The organism is Burkholderia sp. IO2, from assembly GCF_029522185.1.
Lineage (GTDB): Bacteria > Pseudomonadota > Gammaproteobacteria > Burkholderiales > Burkholderiaceae > Burkholderia > Burkholderia cenocepacia.
The window spans coordinates 1-14,379 of record NZ_JAKWFH010000095.1 but is presented as its reverse complement, the minus strand read 5'-3'; the positions used below and the strand labels follow the sequence as shown (position 1 = coordinate 14,379).

The 14,379-nt window shown below is 66.9% G+C and carries 15 protein-coding genes and 1 pseudogene; 10 read left to right on the top strand and 6 right to left on the bottom strand.

Annotated elements, in window-relative coordinates:
• The coding region (locus MMB92_RS33670; RefSeq protein WP_277563228.1) for a transposase at positions 1–237 on the top strand (237 nt) is incomplete at its 5' end.
• 41 nt (positions 238–278) lie between these two features.
• Here MMB92_RS33670 and MMB92_RS33665 read toward each other — a convergent pair.
• Positions 279–590: pseudogene (locus MMB92_RS33665) on the bottom strand (transposase); the annotation flags it as partial.
• Positions 591–701: 111 nt separating this feature from the next.
• Positions 702–1,517: a pyruvate, water dikinase regulatory protein gene (locus MMB92_RS33660; protein ID WP_006483812.1), complete on the bottom strand. Its 816-nt coding sequence runs from the start codon at positions 1,515–1,517 to the stop codon at positions 702–704.
• 375 nt (positions 1,518–1,892) lie between these two features.
• Here MMB92_RS33660 and ppsA point away from each other — a divergent pair, with 375 nt between their 5' ends.
• The 3 genes from ppsA to MMB92_RS33645 all read left to right on the top strand — a co-directional run bounded on the left by ppsA (position 1,893) and on the right by MMB92_RS33645 (position 5,910).
• Complete coding sequence (ppsA, locus tag MMB92_RS33655) at positions 1,893–4,295, top strand: phosphoenolpyruvate synthase (RefSeq protein ID WP_006483823.1); 2,403 nt, start codon at positions 1,893–1,895, stop codon at positions 4,293–4,295.
• Positions 4,296–4,506: 211 nt separating this feature from the next.
• Positions 4,507–4,941 (top strand): NfeD family protein, encoded by a 435-nt coding sequence (locus tag MMB92_RS33650; protein ID WP_034201587.1) that lies wholly within the window; start codon positions 4,507–4,509, stop codon positions 4,939–4,941.
• Positions 4,942–4,974: 33 nt separating this feature from the next.
• Positions 4,975–5,910 carry an SPFH domain-containing protein gene (locus MMB92_RS33645; RefSeq protein ID WP_006483815.1) on the top strand — a complete coding sequence of 312 codons (936 nt, stop codon included), beginning with the start codon at positions 4,975–4,977 and terminating at the stop codon, positions 5,908–5,910.
• A gap of 152 nt (positions 5,911–6,062) precedes the next feature.
• Here MMB92_RS33645 and smpB read toward each other — a convergent pair whose 3' ends face one another.
• The gene (gene smpB / locus MMB92_RS33640; protein ID WP_006478511.1) at positions 6,063–6,509 is read right to left on the bottom strand and encodes an SsrA-binding protein SmpB; all 447 of its coding nucleotides are present in this window, start codon (positions 6,507–6,509) and stop codon (positions 6,063–6,065) included.
• A gap of 99 nt (positions 6,510–6,608) precedes the next feature.
• On the opposite strand from smpB, the gene MMB92_RS33635 reads away from it, so the two are divergent.
• Together MMB92_RS33635 and MMB92_RS33630 are read left to right on the top strand one after the other, a co-directional pair.
• Positions 6,609–7,046, top strand: a complete 438-nt coding sequence (locus tag MMB92_RS33635; protein WP_006483809.1) for a type II toxin-antitoxin system RatA family toxin — start codon at positions 6,609–6,611, stop codon at positions 7,044–7,046.
• Between the two features lie 4 nt (positions 7,047–7,050).
• On the top strand, positions 7,051–7,374 hold the full coding sequence (locus MMB92_RS33630) for an RnfH family protein (protein WP_062911359.1): 324 nt from the start codon (positions 7,051–7,053) through the stop codon (positions 7,372–7,374).
• Between the two features lie 42 nt (positions 7,375–7,416).
• Here the strand turns inward: MMB92_RS33630 and MMB92_RS33625 are convergent, their stop codons facing one another.
• From MMB92_RS33625 to MMB92_RS33615, 3 genes are all read right to left on the bottom strand, one after another.
• A complete protein-coding gene (locus tag MMB92_RS33625) occupies positions 7,417–8,382 on the bottom strand; it encodes a DMT family transporter (RefSeq protein ID WP_062884464.1) in 966 nt (321 codons plus the stop codon).
• Between the two features lie 121 nt (positions 8,383–8,503).
• Entirely contained in the window at positions 8,504–9,190 is a 687-nt protein-coding gene (locus MMB92_RS33620; RefSeq protein WP_062911487.1) for a hypothetical protein, read from the bottom strand.
• Positions 9,191–9,221: 31 nt separating this feature from the next.
• The gene (locus MMB92_RS33615) at positions 9,222–10,442 is read right to left on the bottom strand and encodes a helix-turn-helix domain-containing protein (protein WP_277563227.1); all 1,221 of its coding nucleotides are present in this window, start codon (positions 10,440–10,442) and stop codon (positions 9,222–9,224) included.
• Between the two features lie 114 nt (positions 10,443–10,556).
• Here MMB92_RS33615 and MMB92_RS33610 point away from each other — a divergent pair, with 114 nt between their 5' ends.
• The 4 genes from MMB92_RS33610 to MMB92_RS33595 all read left to right on the top strand — a co-directional run.
• Positions 10,557–11,321, top strand: a complete 765-nt coding sequence (locus MMB92_RS33610) for a DUF899 domain-containing protein (protein WP_006484794.1) — start codon at positions 10,557–10,559, stop codon at positions 11,319–11,321.
• Positions 11,322–11,349: 28 nt separating this feature from the next.
• Complete coding sequence (locus tag MMB92_RS33605; protein WP_058902273.1) at positions 11,350–12,159, top strand: DUF2182 domain-containing protein; 810 nt, start codon at positions 11,350–11,352, stop codon at positions 12,157–12,159.
• A gap of 280 nt (positions 12,160–12,439) precedes the next feature.
• Entirely contained in the window at positions 12,440–13,900 is a 1,461-nt protein-coding gene (guaB, locus tag MMB92_RS33600; RefSeq protein ID WP_006488752.1) for an IMP dehydrogenase, read from the top strand.
• A 6-nt stretch (positions 13,901–13,906) separates the two neighbouring features.
• Positions 13,907–14,379: hypothetical protein (locus MMB92_RS33595; protein WP_077228284.1), on the top strand; the 473-nt coding region annotated here is incomplete at its 3' end.

Sequence of the window (14,379 nt, the reverse complement as noted above, 5' to 3'; positions counted from 1 at the left end):
CCGGAGATTCGACGGGTTGTTTATACGACCAACGCCATCGAGAGTCTGAACATGCAGTTGCGCAAGATCATCAAGACCCGTGGTCACTTCCCGAATGACGAGGCAGCCATCAAGCTGCTCTGGCTGGCGCTACGCAACGTACTGGCCAAGACCGTGCGGTCCGCCTTCGACTGGAAATCAGCGATGAACCAGTTTGCTATCCTGTTCGGCGAGCGATTTACGCAGGCGCGCGGATAACCGGCTGTTCAACCGCCTCGCCCACAAAAACGCGGACAGGTTCCGCCCTCATGATACAGACGCTCCCAGATCGGGATGCTTCGTTCATTGCGGATGCCGAATAGCGCTGCCACCTGCGCATACGACAGCTCATCGCGCCGCATCCGCTGAAGGACTGACAACTTGAATCGCGCGTCGTAGTGGCTGTGCTTCTTGCGCAGCCCCTGTTCACCATGCTCGCGATAGCTCGCCACCCAACGTCGCACCATCGTCCCGCCCACTCCGTAACGGTGAGCAAGTGTCTTGGTGCCGGCCTCTCCAGCCAGGTACGCCTGAACCACTCGACGCCGAAAACGTTCGTCGTACTTCGTCATGAAAAACACCCCAAAGGTTGGATCTAGTCCAACTTTTGGGGTGCAGTTCATTCGACGCGGCCTTTTTTTTTGCTTTGGGCGGCGGCCAGACGGCCGCCAGCGCACCGACGCTCAGTACGACTGCCGGTCGAGACGGATTTCCTGCAGGATCGTCGTCGCGATTTCCTCGATCGACTTGTGCGTGGACGACAGCCACTTGATCCCTTCGCGACGCATCATCGCTTCGGCCTCGTTGATCTCGTAGCGGCAGTTCTCGGGCGCCGCGTACTTGCTGCCTGGCCGGCGCTCGTTGCGGATCTCCGACAGGCGCTGCGGGTCGATCGACAGCCCGAACAGCTTCTCGCTGTACGGCGACAGCGCCGACGGCAGCTTGCCGCGCTCGAAATCTTCCGGAATCAGCGGATAGTTGGCCGCCTTCACGCCGTACTGCATCGCGAGGTACAGGCTCGTCGGCGTCTTGCCGCTGCGCGACACGCCGACGAGGATCACGTCGGCTTCCGACAGGTTGCGGTTCGACTGGCCGTCGTCGTGCGCGAGCGAGAAATTGATCGCCTCGATCCGCGTCTTGTATTCCTCGGTGTCCGCGTTCTGGTGGCCGCGGCCCATTGCATGGCTCGACTTGAGCTCCAGTTCCTGCTCGAGCGGTTCGACGAAGCGCTGGAACATGTCGAGCACGAGCGCGTTCGAGCGTTTGACGATGTCGTTCGACTCGCTGTCGACGAGCGTCGTGAATACGATCGCGCGACGGCCGTCGTGCACGGCGGCCTCGTTGATCTTCTCGACGGTCGCATAGGCCTTGTCGAGCGAGTCGACGAACGGCACGCGCACGAGGCGGAATTTCTGGTCGAACTGGGAGAGGATCGAATGCGCGAAGGTTTCGGCAGTGATCCCGGTGCCGTCGGAGACGATGAATACGGTAGGCAGCATGAATCTGGGCGTCGAGCGTGAAGGGCGGTTGCGCGGGCGGCTGGAGGTTCGCCTCCAGACCCAGTGACAAGGTCGCGCCACATCCGGCAGCCGGCACGGTAGAATAGCGGCAACCTGTTGGATAAGCAATTGCGGGGGCGGGGCGCGAACGGCGCCCGTGGCTGGGCCGCGCGATTCCAGAATTCCCGGCAAGTCTGGCGATTTGTCTGCAAATATCGCCCTTCTGCCGGGATTTTTGCAAATCGGGTCGAAAGATTTTCGCCGCTGCGAGTGTTTATCTAACAGGTTGCGCAAGACGCGCCGCGCCTTTTTGCAAGCGCCCGCGTTCGAGCCCACTTGCGCGATCGAGCATTTTTTTCACACTTAGGGGCTTGTATGACTAACGCAGCAAACGTCGCAAAGGACCAGGCGTATGTAATTCCGTTCGAGCAGTTGCGGATGACCGATGTGGAGATCGTGGGCGGCAAGAATGCGTCGCTCGGCGAGATGATCAGCCAGCTTTCCGAAGCAGGCGTTCGCGTACCCACCGGTTTCGCCACGACCGCGCTCGCGTTCCGCGATTTCCTCAAGCACAACGACCTCACCGATCGCATCGCCAAGCGTCTCGAGTCGCTCGACATCGACGACGTGAAGGCGCTCGCCGAAGCCGGCGCCGAAATCCGCAAGTGGATCGTCGACGCACCGCTGCAGCCGCGCCTCGAGCAGGAAATCCGCGCGCAGTTCGAAGTGCTGAAGAACGGCTCGCCGAGCGAGCTGTCGTTCGCCGTGCGCTCGTCCGCGACCGCGGAAGACCTGCCCGACGCATCGTTCGCCGGCCAGCAGGAGTCGTACCTGAACGTCGTCGGCATCGAGGACGTGCTCGACCGCATGAAGCACGTGTTCGCGTCGCTGTACAACGACCGCGCGATCTCGTATCGCGTGCACAAGGGCTTCACGCACGCCGAAGTCGCGCTGTCGGCCGGCGTGCAGCGCATGGTCCGCTCGGACGTCGGCGCCGCCGGCGTGATGTTCACGATCGATACCGAATCGGGCTTCAAGGACGCCGTATTCATCACGTCGAGCTACGGCCTGGGCGAAACCGTCGTGCAGGGCGCGGTGAACCCGGACGAGTTCTACGTGTTCAAGACGACGCTCGCGCAGGACAAGTACCCGATCATCCGCCGCTCGATCGGCTCGAAGCTGATCAAGATGGAGTTCACGCAGCCGGGCGAACCGGGCCGCGTGAAGACGGTCGACGTGCCGCACGAGCAGCGCAACCGCTACTCGATCACCGATGAAGACGTGATCGAGCTGGCGAAGTACGCGGTCATCATCGAGAAGCACTACCAGCGTCCGATGGACATCGAGTGGGGCAAGGACGGCCGCGACGGCAAGATCTTCATCCTGCAGGCGCGTCCGGAAACGGTGAAGAGCCAGGCAACCGGCAAGGCCGAGCAGCGCTTCAAGCTGAAGGGCCAGTCGCAGGTGCTCGCGACGGGTCGCGCGATCGGCCAGAAGATCGGCGCGGGCCCCGTGCGCGTGATCCAGGACCCGTCGGAAATGGAACGCGTGCAGCCGGGCGACGTGCTGGTGGCCGACATGACCGACCCGAACTGGGAGCCGGTGATGAAGCGTGCGGCGGCGATCGTCACGAACCGTGGCGGCCGCACCTGCCACGCGGCGATCATCGCGCGTGAACTCGGCGTGCCGGCCGTCGTCGGCTGCGGCGATGCGACCGACATCCTGAAGGACGGCGCGCTCGTCACCGTGTCGTGCGCGGAAGGCGACGAAGGCAAGATCTACGACGGGCTGCTCGAGACGGAAGTCACGGAAGTGCAGCGCGGCGAACTGCCGGAAATCCCGGTCAAGATCATGATGAACGTCGGCAACCCGCAGCTCGCGTTCGACTTCTCGCAACTGCCGAACGGTGGTGTTGGCCTCGCGCGTCTCGAGTTCATCATCAACAACAACATCGGCGTGCACCCGAAGGCGATCCTCGAGTACCCGAACATCGACCAGGACCTGAAGAAGGCGGTCGAGAGCGTTGCGCGCGGTCACGCGTCGCCGCGCCAGTTCTACGTCGACAAGCTGACGGAAGGCGTCGCGACGATCGCGGCGGCGTTCTATCCGAAGCCCGTGATCGTGCGTCTGTCCGACTTCAAGTCGAACGAGTACAAGAAGCTGATCGGCGGTTCGCGTTACGAGCCGGACGAGGAAAACCCGATGCTGGGCTTCCGCGGCGCGTCGCGCTACATCGCCGAGGACTTCGCGCAGGCGTTCGAGATGGAATGCCGTGCACTGAAGCGCGTGCGTGACGAGATGGGCCTGACCAACGTCGAGATCATGGTGCCGTTCGTGCGGACCGTGAAGCAGGCGGAGCGCGTCGTCGGCCTGCTCGAGAAGTTCGGCCTGAAGCGCGGCGAAAACGGCCTGCGCCTCGTGATGATGTGCGAAGTCCCGACCAACGCGATCCTCGCCGAGGAGTTCCTGCAACACTTCGACGGTTTCTCGATCGGCTCGAACGACCTTACGCAGCTCACGCTCGGCCTCGACCGCGATTCGGGCATGGAGCTGCTGGCCGTCGACTTCGACGAACGCGACCCGGCCGTCAAGTTCCTGCTGAAGCGGGCGATCGATACCTGCCGCAAGATGGGCAAGTACGTCGGGATCTGCGGCCAGGGCCCGTCCGATCACCCGGACTTCGCGCAATGGCTGACGGACGAAGGCATCGTGTCGATCTCGCTGAACCCCGACACGATCATCGATACGTGGCAGGCGCTCGCCGCCAACCGCAAGTAACGATTCGTGATGCAACTTCGGCGAAAGGGCGGTCCGCCGCACTTTCGTTGAAGGCAAAATGCAAGGTTCGTGCTATAAACACCCCGGTAAGCACCGGGGTGTTTTTTTTCGTCGGTACTCGCCGGGCCGCCCCAAGGAGTGCCGACCGCTTCGCACAGCTGCGAGCGCAACGAATATAGTGAGCATCGGGGACGTTTTTCTGGAGACCACAATGATGTCGGGGCATCTGTTCTGGTGGGTCGGGGGCGGCGTGCTGGTCGTGGCCGAATTGCTGACCGGTACGTTCTATCTGCTGATGATCGCGCTCGGCTTTCTCGCCGGCGGGCTGTTGCAACTGGCCGGTTTCGCGCCGCACGTGCAGTTCGGCGCGGCGGCCGCGGTCGCGATCGTCGCGATGATCGTGCTGCGCCGCTCGGGGCTCGGTCGCAAGCAGAAGCGCGACACGTCGACGAATCCCGACGTCAATCTCGATATCGGCTCGACCGTCACGGTCGACGCGTGGCGTGACGGCCGCGCACGCGTGCAGTATCGCGGCGCCGACTGGGACGTCGAACTCGCGGCCGGCGAGCGCGACGATGCGCACGTGTACCAGGTGAGCGCCGTGCGCGGCAATTGCCTCGTGGTCGTGGCGAAACCCGCGGGCTGATCGTCCGCTGATACAACAAGGAGGGAATATTTCATGGATTCGCTGATCATCTGGGTTGTCCTGCTCGTCATCGCGATCGTGATCGTGTCGAAGACGGTGAAGATCGTGCCGCAGCAGCATGCATGGGTGCTCGAGCGCTTCGGGCGCTACCACGCGACGTTGTCGCCCGGCCTCAATATCGTGCTGCCGTTCGTCGATCGCATCGCGTACCGGCACGTGCTGAAGGAAATTCCGCTCGACGTGCCGAGCCAGGTCTGCATCACGCGCGACAACACGCAGTTGCAGGTGGACGGCGTGCTGTACTTCCAGGTGACCGATCCGATGAAGGCATCGTATGGATCGAGCAACTTCGTGCTGGCGATCACGCAGCTCGCGCAAACGACGTTGCGCTCGGTGGTCGGCAAGCTCGAACTCGACAAGACGTTCGAGGAACGCGATTTCATCAACCACAACATCGTGTCGGCGCTCGATCAGGCCGCGGCGAACTGGGGCGTGAAAGTGCTGCGCTACGAGATCAAGGACCTGACGCCGCCGAAGGAGATCCTGCACGCGATGCAGGCGCAGATCACCGCGGAGCGCGAAAAGCGTGCGCTGATCGCCGCATCCGAAGGTCGCAAGCAGGAGCAGATCAACCTCGCGTCGGGTGCGCGCGAAGCCGCGATCCAGAAGTCGGAAGGCGAGCGGCAGGCCGCGATCAATCAGGCGCAGGGCGAAGCCGCCGCGATTCTGGCGGTGGCCGAGGCGAACGCGCAGGCGATCCAGAAGATCGCGAGCGCGATCCAGTCGCAAGGCGGGATGGACGCGGTGAACCTGAAGGTCGCCGAGCAGTATGTCGGCGCGTTCTCGAATCTCGCGAAGCAGGGCAACACGCTGATCGTGCCGTCGAACCTGTCGGATCTCGGCACCGCAATTTCGTCGGCGCTGACGATCGTCAAGAGCGCGGGCGCGGCGTCGGTCGCGAAGGGCTGAGCCCGAAATCGATGCGCGCGCGGTTGCCGCGCACGCATCGTCGTGCGGCGAATCGTCGCGCAGCCGGGCGACCCGCCGCGCGATTCAGGCAGTTCAAAGCAACACGGCCCGCTTCGAGCGGGCCGTGTCGTTTGCGATGCGCGCGGGGTGTGTCAGGTGCCGGCGCGCATGATGCGTGCCTTCTCGCGTTCCCAGTCGCGTTTCTTCTCGGTTTCACGCTTGTCGTGCAGCTTCTTGCCCTTCGCGAGCGCGATGTCGCACTTCACGCGGCCGCCCTTGTAGTGGAAGTTCAGCGGCACGAGCGTGTAGCCGCGCTGCTCGACCTTGCCGATCAGCTTCTTGATTTCCTCGCGGTGCAGCAGCAGCTTGCGCGTGCGAACCGGGTCGGGCTTGATGTGCGTGGAGGCTTCGGGCAGCGGGCTGATATGGGTACCGATCAGGAAGATCTCGGCGTTCTTCACCACGACGTAGCCTTCCTTGATCTGGCCGCGCCCGGCGCGCAGCGCCTTGACTTCCCAGCCCTCCAGCACGAGCCCCGCCTCGTAGCGTTCCTCGATGTGATAATCGAAGTGCGCTTTCCTGTTGTCGATGATGCTCATGAAAGGATCGGGCCAACTCGTTTAAAATCACGATTTTAGCAAAGCAGGGCGGGAATCGCCCGGCTTGGCGTTCCCACTTTAAGCGATGCCGCGCGATTTATGGCAGATGTCCAGAAAACCGTATTGATCCGCCACTCGGCGGAACAGATGTTCGACCTCGTCACCGACGTGGCCGACTACCCCAATTTCCTGCCCTGGTGCGGCGGTGTCGAGATTCGCCGTCAGGACGAGAGCGGGATGGAAGCGCGCATCGACATCAACTTCAAGGGCATCAAGCAGCATTTCGCGACGCGCAACACGCAGCAGCGTCCGACCCGGATCGACATGGAGTTCGCGGACGGGCCGTTCAAGAAGTTCACGGGCTCATGGCGCTTCATCCCGCTGCGTGCCGATGCGTGCAAGATCGAATTCGCGCTGCACTACGAGTTTTCGAGCATCCTGCTCGAGAAAATCATCGGGCCGGTGTTCAGCCACATCGCGAACACGTTCGTCGATTCGTTCGTGAAGCGCGCCGATCAGCGCTACGGGAAGGGGTGACGCGATGCTGTCGATCGAAGTCTGCTACGCACTGCCGGACCGCCAGACGCTGATTCCGCTGTCGCTGCCCGAAGGCGCGACCGTGCGTTCGGCCATCGATGCGAGCGGCGTGCTCGCGCTGCACCCGGAGATCGATCTCGCGCACGCGAAGACGGGTGTCTACGGCAAGCTCGCGCCGCTCGATGCGCCGCTCGTCGATCGCGATCGCGTCGAGATCTACCGCCCGCTGATCGTCGATCCGAAGCTCGCGCGCCAGCGGCGCGTCGACAAATCCCGCCGCGCCGGCTCGATCGAGGGCCGCAAGTGGATGCACAAGGACGCGCGCTGACGCGCGGTTCGCTCGGATTGGTCTGATCAAACGCCGCGGCGCTCAGTGCGCCGCGGCGTTTGCATTTGTCGATGCGCTGCCCGGCGTGTCGCCGTGCCGTCGCACCGAGCCGTACACGCCGGCGAGCAGCAGTACGAGCGCGGCGATCTCGAGCGCGTGCGGCATCCGCTGGTCGTACACGAACGCGTACAGCATCGCGAACACGGTTTCGAACACGATCAACTGGCCCGACAGCGTGAGCGGCAGCCGCTTCGACGCGGCATTCCACAGCCCGTTGCCGAGCCACGACGCGACGATCGCGAGCACGAGATTCAGCAGCCAGAACAATTGCCAGCGCGATGCCGGGACGGCCGCCTGCACCGTGCCGGCGGGCACTGCGAGGATCGCGAGCCAGCAGAGCCCGCCGATCAAACCCGTCACGACACCCCACAGCACCGACCATTCGTTGCCGCCGAAGCGATGATGGCGCTGCAGGTAGCGCGCGTTCGCCACCGCATACCAGGTCCAGCTCGCGAGCGCGCCCGCCGCGCAGGCGATGCCCGCGAGCTTCTGGGCGAGCGTCGTGGCGTGCGCGGCTTCGGACGTGAATAGGTCGACGTTGATGCAGACGATGCCCGCGATCACCAGCGCGAGCGGGGCGGCGAGCCGCCGCAGCGGCACGGCGCCGTGGTCGCCGAGGCCCGCGAGCGTGACGGTCACGGGCAGTACGCCGACGATCAGGGAACTGGGCGCGATGCCGATCAGGTGCACGGCGCCGGACAGCAGCATGTAATACGCGACGTTGCCGACGACGGCGAGCTTCACCAGTGCGACGAGATCCTCGCGGGTCAGCCGCGCGAGCAGCGAGCGGGCGGCCGGCAACGCGGCCGCGAGCGACACGAGTCCGTACATCGTATAGCGGCCGGCGCTCAGCAGCAGCGGCGAGAAATCGGTCAGCAGCCGCGGCACGAGAAACACCATGCCCCACAGGGCGCCTGCCAGGACACCGTACACCACGCCGCGCTGCATCGACCGCTCCGAACAAATGATTGACGTGCGCGCATCTTAGCGATGCCGTCGCGGCGGCGTCTTGTTCATTCCTGCACTCGGCGCGGGGCGGCGCGTCCTGGCAGCGTGGGCGCGCGGTGGATCAGCCGTCTGCCGGATCGGGTGTCGCCGCCGTGCCGTCGCTGTCGGCATGCGTGCGCGTCGGGCGGCGCACGGCGCGCAGCTTGCCGCTGTTGCCGCCGCCGCAGTAGAAGCGGTCGTGACCGTCGGATTCGAGCCCCGAGACGCCGACGCCGGCCGGCATGTCGATCTGCTCGAGCACCTGGCCCGTGCGCGGATCGATGCGCCGCAGGTCGCTCTGGTCGCCTTCCCACGTGCCATGCCACAGCTCGCCGTCGACCCACGTCACGCCGGTGACGAAGCGGTTCGATTCGATCGTGCGCAGCACGGCGCCCGATTGCGGATCCACCTGATGAATCTTGCGTTCGCGGTACTGGCCGACCCACAGCGTGCCTTCCGCCCACGCGAGCCCCGAATCGGCGCCGCCGCCGGGCGCCGGGATCGTCGCGAGCACGCGACCCGATTCGGGGTCGATCTTCTCGATGCGGTCCTCGACGATCTGGAACAGGTGGCGACCGTCGAACGCGGTGCCCGCGTGCGCGGCGACGTCGAGCGAACGGACCGTCGTGCCGCGCTCGGGGTCGAGCGCGTTCAGCTTGTCGCCGGACGCGTACCACACGTGCTGCCCGTCGAACGTGACGCCGTGCACGCCGTCGACGCCCGGAAACGGACCGTACTCGTGAAGGATGTCTGCAGTGGAGCGTTTCATGTTCGTCACCTCGTCGTTCGATGCGGCCATCCTAATCTCCCGGCAGCGCAACCGGGAGTAACAAGGTCGTCGCGAATCCGGGCAGCGGCGGCGTCAGCCAGCGGCGCGCGCGTGCGCGGCCGAGCGCCTGTACCTTGCCGGTTTCCGCGAGCGAATCGAGCGCGCGCTGCACCGTGCGCTGGCTGGCGCCGAGCGCAAGCGCCAGCGCGGAACTCGACCACGCTTCGCCGTCGGCGAGGAGCGCGAGCACGGCCGCATGGCGATCGTCGACCGGGCGCGCGAGGACGACGGTTTCGCGCACGCCGAGCGGTTCGAGCGCGAAGCCGCGCGGCGTCGCGACGACGTTCGCGAGCGGGCGCAGCACCGCCCGCAGCCGGCCGATCTCGACGCGCAGCCGCGCGCGATGCGATTCGTCCGCCTGTTTCGCGCGGAACGCGGCGGCGACGAGCGCGTTTCTCGACACGTCGGCCGGCCACGCCTCGCCGAGCGCACGGGCGAGCACGAACAGCACCGGGCGGCGCGCGAGCGACACGGTCGTGCGCGCATCGCGCACCGTGTGGCGGCACGCGTCGACGACGAGCGCATTCGATTCGAACAGCGTCTCCACTTCGTCGAGCGGCACGAGCCGCGACGTGCCGCGTGCGATGAGCCGGGCGGCCGGTGCGTCGAGCACGCGCGCCGCGGTGTCGACCTCGGCCGTCAGCGCGGCAATGCCGGCGGCGCGGGCGGCCGCGCGGGCACGGGCAAGCGCCGCACGGGCTGCGTGCGTGCGGATGCGGCGCATCGCGATGCCGGCCGCGATCAATTCATGGGCGGCGCGCGACGCGGGCGGCAGCGGTGCGGGATCGAGATGCGCCAGCAGCTGCTCGGCCTCGTCCAGATGGCCGATCAGCAGCAACCGGCGTACCCCGAGATAGCGGGCATGCGCGGCGTTCGCGCGGTCGCCGTGTGCGTCGAGCGTCGCGCAGGCCGCCTCGAGCGCACGCGTCGGCCAGCGCAGGTCGCGCGACGCGAGCGCGATGTCGGCTTCCGCGACGACGCAGCGCGCCCGTGCAACCGCTTCCTTCGCACCGAACGCACGCGCGGCGCCGCGGACGAGCGCGTGCGCGCGTTCGAAATCGCCGAGCTGCGCGAGCGCGATCCCGCGCAGTGCGAGCGCCGGCGCATCGTCGCGCAGCGCGACGCGGTTCAGCGCACCGAGCGCGTCACCGGCCGCGAGCGCGCGCGCGGCCGCCGTGATCAGCGAATCCATCCGAATCCCGACACAGTTGTCACTCCCTCCGGTCCGATGCCCGGCACTAATCTAGCACCACGCACACGGCCCCGTACGCCGTGCCCGGATACCCATCGGAAGGAGGAACCCGCAATGACGACCCATCTCACCGGAACCCGCGACGAATGGCTGGTCGAACGCCGCGCGCTGCTCGACGCGGAAAAGGCGCTGACGCGGCAAAGCGACGAACTCGCGCGGCGGCGCCAGGCGCTGCCGTGGGTGCGCGTCGACAAGACTTACCGGTTCGATACCGAGGCAGGGCAGGCGACGCTCGACGACCTGTTTCGCGGCCGTTCGCAACTGCTGGTCTATCACTTCATGTTCGGCCCCGACTACAAGGCCGGCTGCCCGTCGTGCTCGGCGCTCGCCGACGGCTTCGACGGCTTCGCCGTGCATCTGGCGCACCACGACGTGACGCTCGCGGCCGTGTCGCGCGCGCCGCTCGCGAAACTGCTCGCGTACCGGCAGCGGATGGGGTGGACGTTCCCGTGGGCGTCGTCGGTCGGCAGCGATTTCAACTTCGACTTCAACGTGTCGTTCACCGAAACGCAGCAGCGCGCGGGCGACGTCGAATACAACTACGCGCGGGCCGGTCACGCGATGGACATGGATCCGCCGCCGGCGCCCGTCGTGCAGTTCGCGGCCACGTGCGGCACCGACGCGGTCACGTATTCGCTCGACCGGCCGGGGATGAGCGCGTTCGTGCGCGAGGATGGCGCGATCTATCACACGTATTCGACCTACGCGCGCGGCCTCGACGGGTTGTGGGGGATGTACCAGTGGCTCGACCGCGCGCCGCGCGGACGCAACGAGGCCGGCCCGTGGTGGCGCCGTCACGATGAGTACGCGCGCGGCTGAGCGGGCCGGCCACGGACGGGCGCGCGCGATGATACGAACGACCACCGGTGAGGCGGCCGCCGATCCGCGCGCATTCGGCGCGGCGGTTGCGGCCGTGTTCGCGGTCGCCGCGGCGGCGACGCTGGCCCAGCACACGTCGATGGCGGCGATGGGCGGCGAGCCGATGACCGGCGGCTGGATGGCCTCGGCCGCCTGGTTGCGGCCGTGCGGCCAGAGCGCCGGGCGCGCATTCGCGGCGTTCGCCGGAATGTGGGGCGCGATGACGGTGACGATGATGCTGCCCGTGCTCGCGCCGATGCTCTGGTGCTACCGCCAGCGCATCGGTCCGGCGGCGGCGGCGCGGTCGGCCTGGCTCGTCGTCGTCGCGGGCGCAGGGTACTTCTCGGTCTGGATGGCGCTCGGGGCACTCATGTTTCCGGCCGGCGCGGTGCTGACGACGGCCGCCGCCCGGCTGCCGGCGCTTGCCCGTGCGATGCCGGTCGCGGCGGGCGTCGTCGTGCTGGCCGCAGGCGCGTTGCAATTCTCCGCGTGGAAGGCGCGCCGGCTGGCGGGTTGCCGGCACGCGGCGGCACATGGCGTGCACCCGTCGCGGGTGGCGGTCGTCACGGCGTGGCGGTACGGCGTGCGCGCCGCGATCCGGTGCGGCGCGTGTTGCGGGAACCTGATGGCCGTCGCGCTGGCGGCCGGCATGATGGATCTGCGCGTGATGGCCGTCGTGACGGTCGCAATCGCCGCCGAACGCGCTGAGTCGATCGGCGGGCGCGTCGCGCGGATCGTCGGTTGCGGGGTGGTGGCGGGCGGCGTGGCGATGATCGCCCGTGCCGCCGGGCTGGCGTGAAGCAGGGCTGGCAAGCCGCTTCGGCGGGGCGCCGGGCCGTGCGCGCGGCCGCCGCCGTCGCGGCCGTGTGGCCCCGCCGCGACACGGGCACTCGCCGCCCGGCGGCCGGTTGCGCGAATGGCGCGATGCGGCGGTGAAACGAAAGGCGATCGAAAACGAACCGAACGGCGATCCGAACGATTCGGCCCCCGAACGGCCGAAACCGGCTAAGCCGTTGTTCGTGTTGTGAAAATTCGCGGCGCTTCGCGTATAATTCGCTTTTGCGCCCATAGGATTTGCCATGCGTCTGATCCAAAAAGCACTCACTTTCGATGACGTGCTCCTTGTTCCCGCCTTCTCCGACGTTCTCCCGCGCGACACCAGCCTCAAGACCAAGCTGACCCGCAACATCTCCCTGAACATGCCGCTCGTGTCCGCCGCGATGGACACGGTCACCGAAGGTCGCCTCGCGATCGCGATGGCGCAGCAGGGTGGCGTCGGTATCGTCCACAAGAATCTCACGCCGGCCGAACAGGCCCGCGAAGTCGCGAAGGTCAAGCGTTTCGAGTCGGGCGTCGTCCGCGACCCGATCACGGTGCCGCCGCAAATGAAGGTGCGCGACGTGATCGCGCTGTCGCGCCAGCATGGCATCTCGGGCTTCCCGGTCGTCGAAGGCCCGCAACTGGTCGGCATCGTCACGAACCGCGACCTGCGTTTCGAAACGCGCCTCGACGAGCCGGTCAAGTCGATCATGACGCCGCGCGAGCGCCTCGTCACGGTCAAGGAAGGCACGCCGCTCGCCGAAGCGAAGGCGCTGATGCACAGCCACCGCCTCGAGCGCGTGCTGGTCGTCAACGACGCGTTCGAACTGCGCGGCCTGATGACCGTCAAGGACATCACGAAGCAGACCGAACACCCGGACGCGTGCAAGGACGAACACGGCAAGCTGCGCGCAGGCGCGGCGGTCGGCGTCGGTCCGGACAACGAAGAGCGTGTCGAGCTGCTGGTGCAGGCCGGCGTCGACGTGATCGTCGTCGATACCGCGCACGGCCACAGCAAGGGCGTGCTCGAGCGCGTGCGCTGGGTCAAGCAGAACTTCCCGCACGTCGAGGTGATCGGCGGCAACATCGCGACGGCCGCCGCCGCGAAGGCGCTGGTCGAATACGGCGCGGACGCGGTCAAGGTCGGTATCGGCCCGGGTTCGATCTGCACGACGCGGATCGTCGCGGGTGTCGGCGTGCCGCAGATCAGCGCGATCGCGAACGTCGCGGAAGCGCTGAAGGGTACCGGCGTGCCGTGCATCGCCGACGGCGGCGTGCGCTTCTCGGGCGACGTGTCGAAGGCCCTCGCGGCCGGCGCGAATGCGGTGATGATGGGCAGCATGTTCGCGGGCACCGAAGAGGCGCCGGGCGACGTGTTCCTGTACCAGGGCCGCCAGTACAAGTCGTACCGCGGCATGGGTTCGGTCGGTGCGATGAAGGACGGCGCGGCTGACCGCTACTTCCAGGACAATTCGGCGAACATCGACAAGCTCGTGCCGGAAGGCATCGAAGGCCGCGTCGCGTACAAGGGTTCGGTCAACGCGATCCTGTTCCAGCTGGTCGGCGGCGTGCGCGCGAGCATGGGCTACTGCGGTTGCAAGACGATCGACGAGCTGCACGAGAAGGCCGAATTCGTCCAGATCACCGCGGCGGGCATGCGCGAGTCGCACGTGCACGACGTGCAGATCACGAAGGAAGCGCCGAACTACCACGTGGACTGAGCGCCGATGAAACCGCTGCTGCGAGCCGTGCTGATCGTCGACGCCGTGCTGCTGCTGGCGTTCGGCGTGCTGTTCGTGCTGACGCCCTGGCAGGCGCTGTTCAATGCGCTGCAACTGGCGAACATCCAGCCGGCGATGCTCGGCCAGGCGTTCGGCATCGCGCTGCTCGGGCTCGCGTGGCTCGCGTTTCATGCGGCGTTCAACGGTGACCTCACGGCGCCCGTCGCGCGCTCGGTCGGCCATGTGTACTGGTTGACCGGCGTGCTGACGGTCGTGTGGTCGATCGGCACCGGCAGCGGGCCCGCGCTCGCGGCCGCCGGCCGGGTGCTGTCGGCCGTGGCCGGGGTCGCGCTGATCGTGCTGGGCCTCGGCGGCGTGCGGCTCGCATCGGCCGTGCGCCGGCGCGAGAAAGCGCAGGCGCTCGAGGCGCGCGCACCGGCGCAGCGGCCGGCCGAACCGGCGATGGCGCCGGCGTCGGC

Bases quoted from the DNA above. Each gene is read 5' to 3' on its own strand.
- MMB92_RS33610 (WP_006484794.1), top strand. From the start codon at position 10,557: ATGACGACCCATCTCACCGGAACCCGCGACGAATGGCTGGTCGAACGC.
- MMB92_RS33615 (WP_277563227.1), bottom strand. From the start codon at position 10,442: ATGGATTCGCTGATCACGGCGGCCGCGCGCGCGCTCGCGGCCGGTGAC.
- ppsA (WP_006483823.1), top strand. From the start codon at position 1,893: ATGACTAACGCAGCAAACGTCGCAAAGGACCAGGCGTATGTAATTCCG.
- MMB92_RS33650 (WP_034201587.1), top strand. From the start codon at position 4,507: ATGATGTCGGGGCATCTGTTCTGGTGGGTCGGGGGCGGCGTGCTGGTC.
- MMB92_RS33605 (WP_058902273.1), top strand. From the start codon at position 11,350: ATGATACGAACGACCACCGGTGAGGCGGCCGCCGATCCGCGCGCATTC.
- MMB92_RS33635 (WP_006483809.1), top strand. From the start codon at position 6,609: ATGGCAGATGTCCAGAAAACCGTATTGATCCGCCACTCGGCGGAACAG.
- MMB92_RS33630 (WP_062911359.1), top strand. From the start codon at position 7,051: ATGCTGTCGATCGAAGTCTGCTACGCACTGCCGGACCGCCAGACGCTG.
- guaB (WP_006488752.1), top strand. From the start codon at position 12,440: ATGCGTCTGATCCAAAAAGCACTCACTTTCGATGACGTGCTCCTTGTT.
- MMB92_RS33625 (WP_062884464.1), bottom strand. From the start codon at position 8,382: ATGCAGCGCGGCGTGGTGTACGGTGTCCTGGCAGGCGCCCTGTGGGGC.
- MMB92_RS33660 (WP_006483812.1), bottom strand. From the start codon at position 1,517: ATGCTGCCTACCGTATTCATCGTCTCCGACGGCACCGGGATCACTGCC.
- MMB92_RS33620 (WP_062911487.1), bottom strand. From the start codon at position 9,190: ATGAAACGCTCCACTGCAGACATCCTTCACGAGTACGGTCCGTTTCCG.
- smpB (WP_006478511.1), bottom strand. From the start codon at position 6,509: ATGAGCATCATCGACAACAGGAAAGCGCACTTCGATTATCACATCGAG.
- MMB92_RS33645 (WP_006483815.1), top strand. From the start codon at position 4,975: ATGGATTCGCTGATCATCTGGGTTGTCCTGCTCGTCATCGCGATCGTG.